The sequence below is a fragment of the Chitinophagaceae bacterium C216 genome (assembly GCA_028485475.2).
Classification (GTDB): domain Bacteria; phylum Bacteroidota; class Bacteroidia; order Chitinophagales; family Chitinophagaceae; genus Niabella; species Niabella composti.
In genome coordinates this window covers 1944068-1960925 of sequence record CP144143.1, presented here as the reverse complement: position 1 = coordinate 1960925, position 16858 = coordinate 1944068, and the positions used below count along the sequence as shown (strand labels likewise).

Here is a 16858-nt window from a genome sequence, read left to right as displayed (position 1 = left end):
AGGAAAGATATAAAGAGAATGTAAATATGCTACAACATAACCTGCATCAAACGTTCCAAAATTGCCTCTTTACTATAGCATTGTACTACGTTATTTCTACCGGCCAGCCCTTTATTTCTTATTTCTTCTAATTTTGATGTATCGAGGCTTAATAAAAAATCTCTAATTTGCTCCTCATCCCTATAAGCAAAGGCCCACCCTAAATTGTTTTCAATTACGTACTGAGCGATTTCACTATCAGTATTCCCTAAAAAAAGAATAGGTTTTCCCGCTGACAAAATGTTATACGATTTTGAAGGCACTCCTACTCCATATACAGCATCACTTAGGCTAACCAGCCCAATATGACAACTATTGAGCATTTGATTCATCTCAGACCTAGGGAAAGGTGGTAAAAAAGTGATATTAGGAATTTGATGAGCTTCTACATAGGCTTCCAACTCTTTTTTAGTAGCGCCACCTCCGGCAAAAATACAATGCACATGGGGGTTGCGGGCTTTTTCAATTATTTTAATAAATGCAAGCAGATTTTGTAACACTCCGTGATTCCCAGCAAACAGAATCACCACCTTATCTTGTAATTGCAGTTGTTTTAATAATGGCGTTTGTTTATCCTCTAAAGGGTATACTGATTCAATATCAGCCCAATTAGGAACGATTATAATATCATCCTTTCTGCTTATGGGGAAATGCTCCAACAATAGGGTTTTCATATCTCTCCCCAATACAATAATTTTTTCCGCAGCCCGTCTACATTTAACAAAAAGCGCTTTTGTCAATCGATAAAAAATATTCGTTTCTCTAGTATAACCACCGACTATCAAATTCTCAGGAAACACATCATGCATCAGTAACGTAAAACGAAAGCCCTTTATTAGTCTTAACAAGGCGTATAAAGGCGTGATAAAAGCCGGATTTGAGATAACGAATACTTTATCGTGCTTTTTAATTTTAAGCCCTTTTAAAAACAATCCTAATGAAATACCTATTACCCTTATAAGTCGTTTAAACTTATGGTTTTTATCATAGTTAAAGTATTTCCATCGATGTAGATGTATATCCTTTAGAGCTTCTGATTTTATCTCCTGATTTTTTCTTTCGTAATCCTGCGGTCCACAGATAACATGCACTTCAAAGTTTTCTCTAAACTTCAAAGCGATGTCTGTAGCAATATTGGCAGTAGCAATATCAGTATCTGGATAGAAAACTTCCGAAACAAGCCATACTCTCTGTTTCCCCATGAGCGTTTTAAATATTTTTAGACCAAACTACACGGTTAATATAGTTGACTTAACTTAAAATAAATTTTTTTTTGAAATATTTAGAAATAAAGAGTCTCACATTAAGCAAAAACTGCGCTGTTTATCAAGTTCACTAGCATCACAACAGAATCTTAGCTACTACGAATAACTTTGGCTATGCGAAGTAAGTTTTAATCACTAATAAATCAAAAAGAATTGATAAACAGCTCGAACGCATACCAGCTTATAAAATACTGTTTCTATAAAAGCAAAGCCCCACTCAAAACAACTTTTCGTATCTAAGTGGGACTTTATTATAAATAATTTACCTAGAATCTATATCTGTTCAACATTGCAGGTTTTTAGTGAAACTATCTAAATATTTCATTTAAGTCGATTTTTAAAATAGTCTATTGTATGCAATAGCCCTTCTCTAAATCGCACTTCGGGCTGATACCCCAGCATCTGAACCGCTTTTGTAATATCAGCCTGACTATGCCGCACATCTCCAGGTCTTTCATTACCATACACGACTTCTACATCAGAATTCAAATAAGCCTTTATTTCATGCACTAATTGGTTCAATGTTATTCTTTCATTACAAGCGCAATTGAACACCTCGCTTTTTTCAATCGAAGCCTCCAGTGCTTTAATATTGGCTTGTACAACATTAGACACAAACGTAAAATCTCGGGAGGTCTCCCCATCGCCATTAATAGTTGGCGAGACATTATTAAGGATTTGGGTAATAAACAATGGGATTACGGCAGCATAAGGACCATTAATGTTTTGCTTCGGACCGAACACGTTAAAATAGCGCAGGCCAATAGAATGAAAATTATATACACGCGAAAAAACCTCTGCATATAATTCATTCACATATTTAGTAACCGCATAAGGAGATAAGGGTTTACCAATTTTATCCTCTACTTTAGGTAATGTAGGGCTATCTCCATATGTAGATGAAGAGGCCGCATATACCATACGTTGTACTTGATGCTCCTTTGCTGCGTTTAAGACATTCAGAAACCCATTAACATTCACCTCATTTGAGGTTAAAGGATCTTTGATAGAACGCGGAACAGAACCTAACGCAGCCTGATGTAATACATAGTCTACTCCTTGAACAGCCTCCATCACCGCATCGTAATTCCTTATATCCTTTTCGATAAAAACAACATTTGAGAGAGAGAGGAAATCCGATATATTTTCTTTATAACCGGTAGATAAATTATCAAATATAACTATCCTCTTTGCCTGATATTGCACCAGATATTCTACTAAGTGGGAGCCGATAAATCCGGCACCGCCTGTAACTAAGAAAGTACTGTTATTTATGTCAACCGTAGAATGATACTTACTAAAATTCATATACAATTTATTATAACCTTGCACTCACTTTTTCTTTTGGGAAAATGCCTTTTACATCATAAAAAACTTTAGCCTCTTCAATTTTGAGATCTAAAAACTCTTTATGTCCTACGGCGGCTATTACACCTTCATATTTATTAAGCCCCTCAATATTAGTCAATATTTTTATCCCATATTCATGCCAAACCTCATCTGCACTTGCCCAAGGATCGTATACATCTACTTTTAAACCAAATGAATTAAGCTCATTGATAATATCAATAACGCGACTGTTGCGAATATCCGGGCAATTTTCTTTAAAAGTTATACCCAGAATTAAAACTTCGGCACCTTTAATCTTAACATCGTTTCTAATAAGTAGCTTAATAAACTCGTTTGCTACATAAGCACCCATACTATCGTTAAGCCTGCGACCTGCTAATATTATTTCGGGATGATATCCAACTTCTTTAGCTTTTTGTGCAATATAAAATGGATCAACACCAATACAGTGGCCTCCTACCAATCCAGGTCTAAAGGGGAGAAAATTCCATTTAGTTCCTGCCGCTTCCAAAACTTCTAAAGTGTCAATATTTAGAAGATTGAAAATTTTAGCCAGCTCGTTTACAAAAGCTATATTAATATCGCGTTGTGCATTTTCTATAACCTTAGCCGCTTCTGCCACTTTTATAGATGAGGCTTTAAATGTACCGGCAGTAATTATGGACGCATACAATTGATCTACCTCCTCAGCGATCTCAGGTGTAGAACCCGACGTAACTTTTCTAATCTTAGTTACAGTATGTTCTTTGTCACCTGGATTGATACGTTCCGGCGAATAACCACAGAAAAAGTCGTTATTATACTTTAAGCCTGACTTTTCTTCCAAAATTGGAACACAGATATCTTCCGTAACGCCTGGATAAACGGTAGATTCATAAATAACAATATCTCCTTTCTTTAATACAGTAGCAACCGTTTCAGTGGCTTTTCTGATAGGTGTTAAATCCGGATTATTGTATTTATCTACAGGTGTTGGAACTGTGATAATATAAATTTGTGCTTCTTTTAAAGCTTCGATTTCCGAGGAATAAGTTAAATGTACCGCTTGCTGTAAATCGGCAGAGGTAACCTCTAGCGTTCTATCTTTATGAGCTTTTAACTCATTAATTCGGTCTGAGTTTATATCGAAACCAATGGTAGGTCGCTTCTTACCGAACTCGACAGCCAAAGGCAGTCCCACATAGCCTAGGCCAATTATCGCTACAGTTTTTGAATTTTTCATAAGAAATTGAACGCAAAGTTAGGGGTTTGAACCACTTTTTACAAAAGTATATATCTAAAATAAATCCAACAGCTCATCTTCTCTGAGATTATCTCTCTTCTATACTAGCCTAATGAATTTATAATTAAAAAGTCTTTTTTACTACACTATGTAGAAAATATTTCCACCTTTCAAGCCTAATAAATATTTTAAAATCTCCCAATTATTACCGACAAGAGCTCGTATAACTACTTCTCTGAAACGATTATTTTTAGACAACTTTGCTTTTCAAAAGCAATCAGATAAACGTTTTTATGCCTATACTACTAAAAAAATTCCACCATACCGAATCGCCGCAGAAAGTGGGCTTGTTTTCAATAAAATACTCTCTCCCCCTTATCATTTAAACGTGACTATATCTTCATACTCCGTAAGGGCGTAAGTATGTTAACATCATACTTCTGACAAGTCTTAACTGCAATTACGGTTACATATTCCTTATCACAATTTCAAAACCCACATAAAAACGCGGATATCAACGAAAATTATTGTTTCATTTACCTATTACTTTTCCAAACATTCAGTTTTATATAATCAGTATATGAAATAATAATTCTTACTACTTTTTCAGAAACATTAGGCATGGAATAGTCTGCTACCAAACGAAAGTTCCGATCTTTTCCTGTTTGTTGATACTGCAGTTGTACTAATCCTTGCATAATTCTTTCTGGCGACAAACCTACCATCATCACAGAGGCTTCCTCCATGGCCTCGGGTCTTTCATGTGCCTCACGAATATTCAAAGCACGGAAATTAAGAATAGAGGATTCCTCCGAAATAGTACCCGAATCCGACAATACTGCACATGCATTCATCTGTAGTGCATTATAATCGTGAAAGCCCAAGGGTTTCAGAAACTGCACTTCAGGTCTTACCTGCACTTGCTTTTTCTCTATCATATTTCGAGTGCGCGGATGGGTTGACACAATAATGGGATAGCCGTAATGCTCTGCTATGGCATTGAGAGAATTGATAAGGCCGTTGAAGTTTTTTTCTGAATTGATGTTCTCCTCGCGATGGGAAGAAACTACAAAGTACTTCCCTCTTTCCAAATTCAAGCGCTGTAATACATCCGAACTTTCAATCTGTGGCAAATAGTGCATCAGCACTTCATACATCGGCGAGCCGGTTTTAATAATGCGATCCGACGGGAAGCCTTCCTTAAGTAGGTATTCCCGGGCAATATCACTATAAGTAAGATTGATATCGGCAATGTGATCTACAATACGTCTATTGGTCTCCTCCGGTACACGCTGATCGAAGCAGCGGTTTCCCGCCTCCATATGGAAAATGGGAATTTGTCTTTTCTTGGCAGGAATGGCACATAAACAACTGTTGGTATCGCCCAGTACCAGAAAAGCATCGGGTTTTATTTGCTCCAATAAAGGATCTATTTTAATCAAAATATTACCTATGGTTTCTGTAGCTGTGGTTCCGGCTGCGTTCAGAAAATGATCTGGCTTTCTGATACCCAGATCTGAAAAAAATATTTCGTTCAGTTCGTAATCGTAATTCTGTCCAGTGTGTACCAATGTATGCTCAATTGCTTCCGATTTATCCAAGGCTGCAATTACTCTCGACAATCTGATAATCTCGGGACGGGTACCCACTACCGTCATCACTTTTAATGGTGTCATATATGGTGTTGATAAATGTTTTTTAAACAATAAAATTCCATGTTCGCCTGCTATACGTTCTCAAAATAAGTATCCGGATCATCGGGATTATATTTTTCGTTAATCCAGAAAATTGTATACAGGTCTTCCTCCCCTATATTTTTGATATTATGGGTATACCATATTGGCATATCCACATAGGCAGGTTCCTCACCGGACAGTTCAAAGTTCAGCACTTCTTGAGTGCCTATTCTTCGAAGTTGAATCAAGGCCTTACCCTTTATTACCGCAAAACGCTCTATTTTCCGGGTGTGAAAATGATTACCTCGCGTTACTCCTGGTACTGTAGTAGAAAATGAGACCTGACCTCCCATCCCCAAACGAATGACTTCGACAAAAGCTCCGCGTGGATCGACATGTTGTGTAAACTTTACCGGGAAATGGTTGGCTATATCCATGTAGCACCGATAGGTATTGAACAAATTCAGTTCGAAATTATTGGCCAATACCGGTATTTCCCCTTTATCCTGATATACGGTCTTAAAGTTCTTTAGCAAAGCCAGTATTTCTGATACTTTCGCTTCGGCAGTATGAGCAACTATATAATTCGGCTCCGACGTTCTTTTGCGAATTACATTTATGATTTCCTGAACCAGTTCACCTACGTAAATCAACTTCAGGTCACCGTCTACATGAATTTCAGGCTCCTCACCCCTCGCTACCTGTGTACAAAAAGTTGCCACCACTGAATTATAAAAAGGCTTTCCGAAAGGCCCAAATACGTTAGGGATTACCATTCCCGTAACAGGTGCCCCAGTATCCTGCGACCAAGTAGCAAGAAACGCTCTACCCTCTTTCTTCGATTTCCCATATAGATTATCTCGTTCTTCCTGCGTAGAAGAAGAAAAAATAGTATGAGGCTTAGCCCCTGTTCGACGCAACGAGTCTAAAAGAGTTTGTACCAATCCAACATTGGTTTCATAGATTACATTTGCATCAGGATGCCTATTCATTGCTGCAAGATGCACGATGGTGTCGCATTGGCTCACGAAAGCATCCAACTGTTCCTTATTTTCAAAATAATTTCTTTCAAAAGGGACTAACTCAAACTCATCTTTATATAACTGCAGTGTATTGTACAGATGACTACCTACAAAGCCAGCCTGACCAGTGATTCCTACTTTTCTCATAATGACTAAAATATATCTTTAAAATAATCTAATGGGAACCGATACTCATCTTGCACTTCACCCAACCTATAATCGCTCATTACAAGTAAGGCATTTGCGGAAGTTAGTGCGTGGATGGCCGTAATGTATCCTGCAGGAACGTGCAATACATCCGCCTTTTCTTGACTAAGCCGAAACTTTTGTGCAGGAAGATGGGGAGATGGCTGTTCCCAATTATCAACTTTAATTACGCCGATTTCATAATCACCTTCCACTGCCATAAACCAACGCTGCTCAACTTTGTGTCCCTGCCAGCCACGAATAGGTCGTACCTCACTGTTATGGATAACATATAACCGCTTTACCGGTATGGCATTAAAATCATTATTGAACCTCAATGTTCCTCTTTCATCACTATGACGGCCTCCCAGAATAATCGTAGGTTGCATATGGCTTATACGGGATAGTGAACTACATTTTTTTCTCCTAAAATATCTTCACGGATGACTGGCAATTTCTTAAGCAGCTCTTTCATCTCTTCCACGTTGAGACGATAAGTATTATGTGAGTGATATTCTTCAACCTTTGACTCCTCAGGATTTCCTTCGGAGAAATATTGCTCATAGTTCAAATCGCGTGTATCGGCAGGAATGCGATAATAGCCTCCCAAATCTTCTGCCTTCACCATATCTTCCCTATTTACGAGGGTTTCATATACTTTTTCTCCATGGCGGGTGCCGATGATTTTAATTTCGTTTTTGGCATTATAAAGTTCCAATAATGCTTTAGCTAAAGTTTCGATGGTAGCGGCAGGAGCTTTTTGTACGAAAAGATCGCCTTGACGCGCATTTTCAAAAGCATATAGCACGAGATCTACCGCATCTTCCAGTGTCATCATAAAGCGCGTCATCCCAGGATCGGTAATGGTAAGGGGCTTGCCTGATTTAATTTGATCGATAAACAAAGGAATTACAGATCCTCGGGAAGCCATTACATTGCCGTAACGTGTACAGCAGAAAACGGTTTTAGAATCGTCAAGATTACGGGAACGCGCAACGGTTACTTTTTCCATCAGTGCCTTGGACATCCCCATAGCATTGATAGGATAAGCCGCTTTATCGGTACTGAGCACCACTACCCTCTTCACTTCGTATTTTTCGGCAGCATATAATACATTGTCGGTGCCCAAGATATTGGTTTTTACAGCCTCCAATGGAAAAAATTCGCAGGAAGGTACCTGCTTTAACGCTGCAGCGTGAAATATATAATCCACCCCCTTCACTACCGTTTCTACACTAGTACGATCCCTTACATCGCCCAGATAAAATTTAATCTTTCGATTATTATAGCGCTTACGCATATCATCCTGCTTTTTCTCATCCCGGCTGAATATGCGTATTTCTTTAAAATGATCGGTATTCAAAAAACGATGCATTACAGCATTCCCGAAGGAACCGGTACCGCCTGTAATGAGTAATATTTTGTCTTTTATTTGCATAATCCTCAAAAATGATTATTCTGTATTAATTTAAGTTAAAGGCTCACACGTAGTAAACTAGATTATAGTATTAAAGGCATGCAAAGGTATTAGTTTTATTTTAATATTTATGATGTAGCTCTTACGTCCTTCCAGATATCAAGCATATGTTGCCAAACGATAGATATATCATACAAATTATTCACCCTCTCTTTGGCGTTCTTTCCACATTCATTGGCAAAATTTCTATCTGTCAACATTTTTAAAATTGCCAGGCGTAGTTGCTCTACATCCCTAGGCGGGATACACAACCCAGCAGGTTTCTCTCCATTCATATCCAACATCTCAGGAATTGCCCCAACCGATGAAGCAATAATAGGGCACCCGCACGCCATACTTTCAAGAATAACATTAGGGAACCCCTCGGTGTAGGTGGGCAAAACAAATATACCGGCAGAGAGCATTTCCTTAATCGTTTCCTGGTATGCCATCTCTCCGGAAATAGTTAATTGGCCTTTAAACTTATTGGTTTCAGCTAAACGTAACAATTCTTCCTTTATTTCTGGGTAAACGAATCCAATAAGCTTTAACTCAATGTTTTCGAGATCCATACATGCTGTTAGCAATTCAAAAACCCCTTTAGTTCGTACTACATGCCCAGCAAATATAATTTTATTAGAATTTCTAGCTATGTGATTATTTTCAGCAATAATATTTTTTACAACTGGCGTAAGAGGGTTAGGTAGCAACACCACATTATTAAATCCATTTGATTTTAAAGCATCATACGATGCTTTGTCAATTACAATTACTTTTGTAGCAGCCCGAATTACTTTACGTAATAGGCGCATTTCCCAATTATTCGTTTTTATTAAGTCCGGAATACGCCCAAACCGAAAATGAACAACCGTTTTTATATTATACTTCTGAGCTTGTCTTATGATGAAATAATCTTTTATGAGACTTATAGATGCACTACTAACAATATGAACGATGTCGTATGGGGTGCCTGCCATTTTCTTTTTTATTCCTCTTAATAGAGGTATATATACCTTTACCCCCTCAATAGCTCTATATAACAATGAATCTCCAGAATATGAACCTTTTTTATGGTTCATTCGAAAAAAATCAATATCGACTTCTTCCTTATTGACATGGGTTGTGTAGTATTCCAAAATATGCTCTGCCCAACGAGAAATCCCCCCAATTTTACCACCCAGAGGTGTACATAGTAATATTTTCATGCAATAGTTTTTATAAGCAATCTTTATAAGGATATGCAAAAACTTTCAAATATAGGAGTTGTTGGCCCAAATACTATATTTGATTAAACAATAATCTCAGGTCATTGCTAAGCTCGACAATATTAATATTCTCAGATTCAAAATTCTTTTTAGGCTGGTCATAAATATCGAAGAGTGTCTTCAACCTACTAACGATCTTATTAAGTTGCTCTTGACCTGATCGATTTAATTTACCTCTATTGTCTAAAAGATATTGAAGCAACTTAGCATTTTGAATTCCGATTTTGGCGCCAACCAGACGTATAGATGGTATAATCCTTTCTGCGTTGCTTAATCCCTTTACAGATTGAGTATAGAGCGATACATTAGGTTCTTTTAAGTAAAATAGGCCGTAATCTAATCTACCGCCGTCATTGCTTATCCATGATGATCCTCTTCGATCTGAAAAAGCATACCAGCTTAAGCCTTTCGCCTTTTTTAAAACTGCCAACATCGGTAAAACAGTAAAGTTTGGAAGGGGTGAAGATTTTCCTTTTTCCACCATGTATAACCAGCATTGCTGATTATTTCGGTACTGGGAAAAACGCTCTTTGAAAGCTAACGCAGGATTGTAGCTTTGAGGAGCATACTTTGTATATGATTCGGGCATAATAAAATGAGGTAATAAAATATCTGTATATGGCATCACAGCATTTATATCCTTAGGATAGGAAATATACCCAAACGATACAAGAGTTTTGAACTGTGGTATCTGTTGCTTAATATATTTCAATAGAGACTGTATACCCTTTACCTCTTCAGATATATCTCCATCATATTTGCGTGATGTAATTTCGTCAGCAACATATAAAATAATCTGTTCATTTTTTAAAGCAGGGTAATGAGATTTTATAAGTTGGACACTAGCCAGCACTTCATTAACAAAAGCTCTATTCCAAGAAGATGAGTATATTGGCAGAGAATTACCATCTCTTGTTAATCCAAATTTATTGTACCTGGGTTGCCAGAATAACGCTATTTTGCCTCCTTGTTTAATCCATGGAATAGCTGTAGAAATAAATCCTTGTGTTTGACTTGCCTCTTTCTTAATAGGCACGACAATATTGCCGTTCCGATCAAAAGTAATCTGAGGCACATAATTCACAACAAGGATATTAAATTCATATTTTTTTAGAGTTTGTGTAAACTCTGTATATGAATAATCATTATTGCTATTAAAAGCAATACTATTGAAGGGAACTGTTGAGGGGAATCTTTTTTCAAGCACTTTCAAATTTAATTGACAGGTAGTTATTTTGCCAGACCCCATGTCTTTAACACGTATTTCAAGTGGTGCGTTGGATTTACTATTTACTTCATAGTCGAGTATTATGTTTGCAACTTCACCTGATGAAACTGGTAGAGTCCAAGTTCTATTTATTTTATTTAACAAGGGTAATGCGTCTCCATAATAATATATTTTAGGATTCCCCTGATCGAAAGAGTACCAATCTGGCAACATTACTCTTTTTCGAATAGCTAAATTCCAACTATCTGGAAAATTCGTTGTGATTTGAAATTGCCTATTAGTTTTTGATGTATTTGTGATGCTTAACTCTACAAATTGATTCTCACCGATAAGTGCTGTTAATACATCATTATTCGGCTTATTAGTCGAGAGTGCATTAGAGCTATTTTTTTTGATATATGGTGCAGTATTAATGTTATTTAAGTAAGATTTTTTTTGCTCTTTAGGCACCTCTATTATTTCTTTATTCGCCGAAATATTATAAGATATATTGACGGTATACTGGCTTAATATTTTGATTGGCAAAACCAATAATATTGGTAGTATAAATAATAAACTCTTACAAAATTTCATCTGCTATTTTTTGATTTAGAATTTTAATATTGTTAATACAATACTGTTCGCTAAGAAATAAAAATAATTTTTTACTCCTTATTTACGATGTGCTAAGTAATTATTTATGGATATATTTGAAAACCGAAAAAACATTACTAAAAGAATCAAAATAGTAGGATAAGAAAAACCTGGATTGGCAACACTGACTACTAATAGCGCTCCCAATAAATAGAATCTGATTGTTTCCATTGCTGGTAATATCTTATATCGCCTATAACACTTTAACATATAATTAAGAATAATTGCCAGTAAAATTATCGTAATGATACATCCATGCACAAGTAGATAAGTGAGGTAATCATTGTCTGTAAAAAATTGATCTTTACTCATAAAGAAAATTGTTTTTCCCCAACCTATAGGAAATAAATACCAGTATGTAAAGAGTATATCTAAAAATATTCCCCAAAACTTTTGTCTATACTCAAAGGAATCGGTAGCTAAGCCTTCATTTATAAGTACGGAAAGTTTTGCAAAATAGCCACTGGAGACCAACGCAATTGCCGCCAAAATAGCTATCATAACCACCAATATTAAAATAAAAGACGGCCTTTGTCCGTAAATAAATGAAATAATAAACAATAAAATATAAAATGCCCCAACAGCAAGCATTGACGATCTACTCCCTGAAGCAAGCAAAGAATAAAAACACATAAGTAATAGCAACAAACATAAATACTGTTTAAAACGTATGTTTACTAAGCATGTAAGAAAAACAATACAAAAAGCCATTATAAGACCGTGTATTCCTCCCAAAGCACTCCATCCTTTTGCTAAATAAGAACGGTCTTTAACCGCATCCAAATAATATGTTTGACTTACAAATTGATAAAAAGCCCCCCTAGGGAGTACCCTTGTTTCGCATAAGGTTAAATAAAAATCGGAAAAAATATAGCAAACAATAAAAAAAAGAAAAACCTTAAATCCTTGAACTCCGAAATACTTTTTATGAATTAGCAAATATGGAATCAATATAAAAATTCGACCCAGCTCTGTAAATTCTCTTATATAATCGTAGGAAGAAGGCAAAATAAATATCCGAAAAAGTGTGCTTACAATAAAAATCCCGCCCCACAATAAAATCCATCCAACAAATTTTATATTTTGAAGTAGAGACTCATGACTATAGAGTAAAAAAGGAACAAGAAAATTAAGAACTGTATAGAGTCTAATATTTTTCTCCTGAGTAGGAATTAGAAATATACAACACAAGAGTATAAAAAATAGAATCTGTTGAAAAACGCTAAGCTCCTTCGCTGGGTATAAGGTCCCAGTTTTTTGATTTGTGTATATGAACTTCCCCTTATTCAAAGCTATGATTATTAAATTATGGAAAGAATATATTGAATAGTTTCTATACTACTTTAGGCTTTTATAGATATACTACTCATTAAATATAGTCAACTCATAAAAAGAAACTAAAAGAATATCTTCATATGATGTTGTTTTATATCGATATTGAGCTAAAATAAGTCTATATATTGCTGAATTATTTTCTTTTTGTCAAAGTAAAATAGAGCTTTTTTTCTTGAGTTCATACCCATCTCCTTGATTTTTTGCTTCGGCAAGGTTATAATATACTTTAAAGCATTAGATATTTCTTCAACAGAATTAGGATTGAATAAAACACCGTTCTCCTCATTAATAATAATTGGTAAATCTGATATAGAAGGTGCCAAAATAGGCTTTCCAATTGCCATTCCCTCACATATAGCATTTGGCAAACCCTCATATAAGCTAAATAAGCCAACGAAGTCTGCTTGCTTCATAGCAGCAATAACATTCTTCGTTTCTCCCCAAAACTGAATATTTTCTTCAACTTTATGCTTCTTAATTAGTGCTAGACATTCTACAAAGTATTGATTGTCCTCATTATTCCCCTTACCATACCAATTAATCTTTATCATTTCCTTTTCTTTCTTATCGAGCATAGAAAGAGCAATTATTAAACTTTCTAAATTTTTCACAGGATAAATGCTAGCAGCAACAGCAATCGTTAATGGTAAACCAATTTTATTTTCATTAGCATGGAGACCTTCGTTGTTCCACTTTTCAAAATCAAAACTATTATATATGACTTTATATTTTTTAGCAGGTATAAAAGGGTTTACTTTTTTTAATATATTTATATTTTGATGTGAATTCGCAACTATATAATCAGCTCTTAAGTGAAATAACCTATAAAATAATAACTTGGGAGATTTGTAAATCTTAGGCTTGGCACTTCTTTCTCCTACAATTAGCTTCCATTTTTTAGTAGGAAAGGTAGACAATTCTGCTATGAATGATGGTGTTTCTAAAAATGATATAACTATATTAAAGTCATTGTTACGCATAAACGTGTACATCCTAACTACTCTTTTAAAATAGTTACGCTCCACTATCTTCGTAACAGGTATGTTAGCTGCTTTTAGTCTATCTTCATAAAAAGGAATATCTTGATAAACCAAAAAGTTCACCTCATAATTGTTCTTTTTAAACGCGATCCCCATCTCGACCAATTGTCGCTGTGCTCCCCCTGAGCCAAGAGAGTCAATAACACACAGTAACTTCATTTAAAATACTTTAAATAATAAATTATAATTCCGAATATACTATTTTACCTGTTGAAGTTAGATTTATCTTTTTTACACATGTTGTGACAATCTCTGCACCTGCTAATTCCTCGCTAATTTACCAAACTCTTCTTTTCAAATTCCTCTCCCTTAATAATTTGTAATATTATTAGTGGGTGTCCCAGTATTACTTGGCAGTGCTTTGTACTAGAATTACTAAAAGTTGTATAAAAGGGTTCATCTATACAATTTTCATCTTTTCGATAATATAATTTCTACTGTGCCCTTAAAATGTTTTTTATATTTAGTTTTCAGAATAGTTCATTACTCTTAATGTTTTGTCATCAATCCGATAACGAATCAAGTGCATATAATAGTTATTCAGTATTTTATAACCGCCCCTCTCCTCCCTACCCCTCCTTTTACTGCGCTACTATCCAAATCAAGCCTCCCGACAAATACATTATCGCACCTAATCATCAACCCATTAACCCTTTGTTTCGGAAACAATCATTGACACCTTTTTAGGTCTGTAAAAACTAAATATACAGGAATTATAAAAGTCTTTTTATTTCAGCTCCCATCTAAGGGGTACAATCCAAGAGTATTAGTGTGAATAACGAGAGTAAACTAATTTTAATATCCTTGACATTAATATACTTTGTTATATTATACATTGAATGAACATACACCTTTACTAACTTTAGATTGTACTTGCTTTAGGTATTTATATAAAAGTGAATAATACTATCACCGACAATAAAAGTATTAGAGCTCTTATATTTAAAATATAGTTCTTTAACTTGGTAATTCTCCTATTGTTCCGACCACTCTGAATATCTCCAAGATTCCATGATCATGTAGTCTTCTCGTAAAAAATATCCATTCAAAAGGTTAGCAAATACATAGCTAAATTCTCCATACTGAAGCGGACTTATATCTTTATAAACCGGTACAGATTCGCCGGCAGCCTCTATTGTATTTTTAATTATTCGTTCATCCTTATTGTACTTTTTTTTATTAATTAAAGTAGTTGCATCGCTTCTTAAAACAGCTCTTGCAAGTAATGGTATGATCTTAAATTCGTTACAGTCAAAATTGTCTAAATCCAATTTGACATCTCTGTACCACTACCTGCACGATAGTACATTTTCAATAATCGACAAAGTTGTTACATAATGCGTTAAGGTGATTTTATGGATATAAACATAGAAGGCAATTTTCTATTAATGAAATGAATAGTATCAAATACTACTTTTTACAATCGATTAAAATCCAAAATTTATCAACATACTAAAATTTTATATTGCAACTTTTTTCACTTGTAAGTACTTTAGATATAAACCTCCGCCCATAAACATACGAACTAGCGTAATCGTTAATGCGGCTCCCAATATGTCAAAATAATATATTAATAGGTATGATAAAATTAATCCTACTATTGAAGAAAATATTGTATTCCTCATTACGATCTTATCTTTTCGCCTAGCTATAAAATAATTAATTCCGTAAATATTATATAGAGATAAAAAGAAAAGGCCAATTGATAATATAGTCAATACTGCAAATATATTTTCATATTGAATATTTAAATACCACAAAATAACTTTGTAAAATACTATTGGTAATATAGTCAATAAAACACCTACATAAGTCATTAAAGTTTTATATTTATCAAAAGCATCTTTTCTTCGACTTATAAATGGGAAAAAAACCCGAGATACTATATCCATTAATGTACTACCTAGGTTAATTATTTTTCGAACAGCATCATATATACCTACCAATGTGTTATTGGTCATAATCCCAAGTAAAAATGTACTAGTATTGTTATATAAATTGGGTAAAAACTGATTTATAAATACAGGCATATTATCTTTAAATGTATGAACAATTGTTTTACTTTTTAGCCAATAAAAACGTACTTTATACTGACGAACCATAATCCATTGCCCAATAAGACCTGAGATAATATACCCCAAAGTTTGGAATAATGGATATAACCAATAATCCGATGCCTCATTTATGAATATAAATATAAAAATCATAAATATAAGCTTTATACTGACATTTATATAGGTCATATATTTCATTCTCTCCATTCCTTGGAAAAACCAATCTGGGAAAATTGTATTACCAAATAAATAGGGCATAGTAACCCAAAAAATTAGACGCTCTTTATAAAAAGGTTCGTATGAGTAAACAACTATTATTATTAATAAACATGACAGCAATATTAAAAGTGCTTGCACGGTCAATACTTTACTATAGATAATACTGAGTTTTTTTATATTATTCTTACATACTGCTACCTCCCTAGTTGCAGTAAACTTAAAACTAAAATCCGTAATAGAGGTAAAGTAATTAATTAGCGACCATGCTATCACAGTAATACCATACTTTTCAAAACCGATTGTCCGTATAATATAAGGTAGAGTTATTAGAGAGATTATTAAACTGACCACCTGTATTATGGAGAGCGACAAAAAATTCTCTATGAGTACTTTCCTATCTTTACTATTGATTATCCTCTTGATCATATCTTTTCAACATATAGCAACCTTACTGCTTTTACAGCTGTCTACAATACTCTTACATCTATAGCACTAATTATTCTTTTTCAATATCTGCTGGTTAAATATATAAATATATATAACGCCTTATTAGTAATACTCATAGATTCATGCTAACCGCATAGCTCTCCTCTGTACTCATTTTTACTTTACAGTACCCCAAGGAAAATATTTAATAATAAGACAAACATTTGTATTTAACTTTTTAATACTGAAATATAGCATCTACTTGGTTATTACGATTACAGCTGTCTTTTAAAAAATAATTCCAACACTAGTTATTATTGGAACATTTTTTCAGCACAAACACTCTCAATTTTTAAAACACAACCTCCAACCATATACTTAATTTTAAACATCCAACCAGCTGAAAACTTAAAAAATAATAGCCAATCTCATTGTTGTCCTA

General features: G+C 34.6%; 12 protein-coding genes. All 12 read right to left on the bottom strand.

Annotated elements, in window-relative coordinates; all coding sequences use genetic code 11:
- Positions 1-29: 29 nt before the first annotated feature.
- A complete protein-coding gene (locus tag PIECOFPK_RS08280; protein ID WP_409965576.1) occupies positions 30-1241 on the bottom strand; it encodes a glycosyltransferase family 4 protein in 1212 nt (403 codons plus the stop codon).
- Positions 1242-1625: 384 nt separating this feature from the next.
- The gene (locus PIECOFPK_RS08275; protein ID WP_409965575.1) at positions 1626-2612 is read right to left on the bottom strand and encodes an SDR family oxidoreductase; all 987 of its coding nucleotides are present in this window, start codon (positions 2610-2612) and stop codon (positions 1626-1628) included.
- A 10-nt stretch (positions 2613-2622) separates the two neighbouring features.
- Positions 2623-3876, bottom strand: a complete 1254-nt coding sequence (locus PIECOFPK_RS08270) for a nucleotide sugar dehydrogenase (protein WP_409965574.1) — start codon at positions 3874-3876, stop codon at positions 2623-2625.
- A gap of 536 nt (positions 3877-4412) precedes the next feature.
- Positions 4413-5552, bottom strand: a complete 1140-nt coding sequence (gene wecB / locus PIECOFPK_RS08265; protein WP_330974157.1) for a non-hydrolyzing UDP-N-acetylglucosamine 2-epimerase — start codon at positions 5550-5552, stop codon at positions 4413-4415.
- 50 nt (positions 5553-5602) lie between these two features.
- Complete coding sequence (locus PIECOFPK_RS08260) at positions 5603-6721, bottom strand: NAD-dependent epimerase/dehydratase family protein (protein ID WP_330974158.1); 1119 nt, start codon at positions 6719-6721, stop codon at positions 5603-5605.
- A gap of 5 nt (positions 6722-6726) precedes the next feature.
- Positions 6727-7149 (bottom strand): WxcM-like domain-containing protein, encoded by a 423-nt coding sequence (locus PIECOFPK_RS08255; RefSeq protein ID WP_409965573.1) that lies wholly within the window; start codon positions 7147-7149, stop codon positions 6727-6729.
- A gap of 5 nt (positions 7150-7154) precedes the next feature.
- On the bottom strand, positions 7155-8198 hold the full coding sequence (locus PIECOFPK_RS08250; protein ID WP_409965572.1) for a polysaccharide biosynthesis protein: 1044 nt from the start codon (positions 8196-8198) through the stop codon (positions 7155-7157).
- A 107-nt stretch (positions 8199-8305) separates the two neighbouring features.
- Positions 8306-9421 (bottom strand): glycosyltransferase family 4 protein, encoded by a 1116-nt coding sequence (locus PIECOFPK_RS08245; RefSeq protein ID WP_409965571.1) that lies wholly within the window; start codon positions 9419-9421, stop codon positions 8306-8308.
- 73 nt (positions 9422-9494) lie between these two features.
- The gene (locus tag PIECOFPK_RS08240; RefSeq protein WP_409965570.1) at positions 9495-11282 is read right to left on the bottom strand and encodes a hypothetical protein; all 1788 of its coding nucleotides are present in this window, start codon (positions 11280-11282) and stop codon (positions 9495-9497) included.
- A gap of 78 nt (positions 11283-11360) precedes the next feature.
- Complete coding sequence (locus tag PIECOFPK_RS08235) at positions 11361-12125, bottom strand: O-antigen ligase family protein (protein WP_409965569.1); 765 nt, start codon at positions 12123-12125, stop codon at positions 11361-11363.
- A 659-nt stretch (positions 12126-12784) separates the two neighbouring features.
- The gene (locus PIECOFPK_RS08230; protein ID WP_409965568.1) at positions 12785-13876 is read right to left on the bottom strand and encodes a glycosyltransferase; all 1092 of its coding nucleotides are present in this window, start codon (positions 13874-13876) and stop codon (positions 12785-12787) included.
- A gap of 1301 nt (positions 13877-15177) precedes the next feature.
- Positions 15178-16416 (bottom strand): oligosaccharide flippase family protein, encoded by a 1239-nt coding sequence (locus tag PIECOFPK_RS08225; RefSeq protein ID WP_409965567.1) that lies wholly within the window; start codon positions 16414-16416, stop codon positions 15178-15180.
- Positions 16417-16858: the final 442 nt, after the last annotated feature.

What these genes read in the sequence shown, in the direction of transcription:
- PIECOFPK_RS08230 (WP_409965568.1), bottom strand. Translation starts at nt 13,876, where the DNA reads ATGAAGTTACTGTGTGTTATTGACTCTCTTGGCTCAGGGGGAGCACAG.
- PIECOFPK_RS08275 (WP_409965575.1), bottom strand. Translation starts at nt 2,612, where the DNA reads ATGAATTTTAGTAAGTATCATTCTACGGTTGACATAAATAACAGTACT.
- wecB (WP_330974157.1), bottom strand. Translation starts at nt 5,552, where the DNA reads ATGACACCATTAAAAGTGATGACGGTAGTGGGTACCCGTCCCGAGATT.
- PIECOFPK_RS08255 (WP_409965573.1), bottom strand. Translation starts at nt 7,149, where the DNA reads ATGCAACCTACGATTATTCTGGGAGGCCGTCATAGTGATGAAAGAGGA.
- PIECOFPK_RS08260 (WP_330974158.1), bottom strand. Translation starts at nt 6,721, where the DNA reads ATGAGAAAAGTAGGAATCACTGGTCAGGCTGGCTTTGTAGGTAGTCAT.
- PIECOFPK_RS08270 (WP_409965574.1), bottom strand. Translation starts at nt 3,876, where the DNA reads ATGAAAAATTCAAAAACTGTAGCGATAATTGGCCTAGGCTATGTGGGA.
- PIECOFPK_RS08280 (WP_409965576.1), bottom strand. Translation starts at nt 1,241, where the DNA reads ATGGGGAAACAGAGAGTATGGCTTGTTTCGGAAGTTTTCTATCCAGAT.
- PIECOFPK_RS08245 (WP_409965571.1), bottom strand. Translation starts at nt 9,421, where the DNA reads ATGAAAATATTACTATGTACACCTCTGGGTGGTAAAATTGGGGGGATT.
- PIECOFPK_RS08225 (WP_409965567.1), bottom strand. Translation starts at nt 16,416, where the DNA reads ATGATCAAGAGGATAATCAATAGTAAAGATAGGAAAGTACTCATAGAG.
- PIECOFPK_RS08240 (WP_409965570.1), bottom strand. Translation starts at nt 11,282, where the DNA reads ATGAAATTTTGTAAGAGTTTATTATTTATACTACCAATATTATTGGTT.
- PIECOFPK_RS08250 (WP_409965572.1), bottom strand. Translation starts at nt 8,198, where the DNA reads ATGCAAATAAAAGACAAAATATTACTCATTACAGGCGGTACCGGTTCC.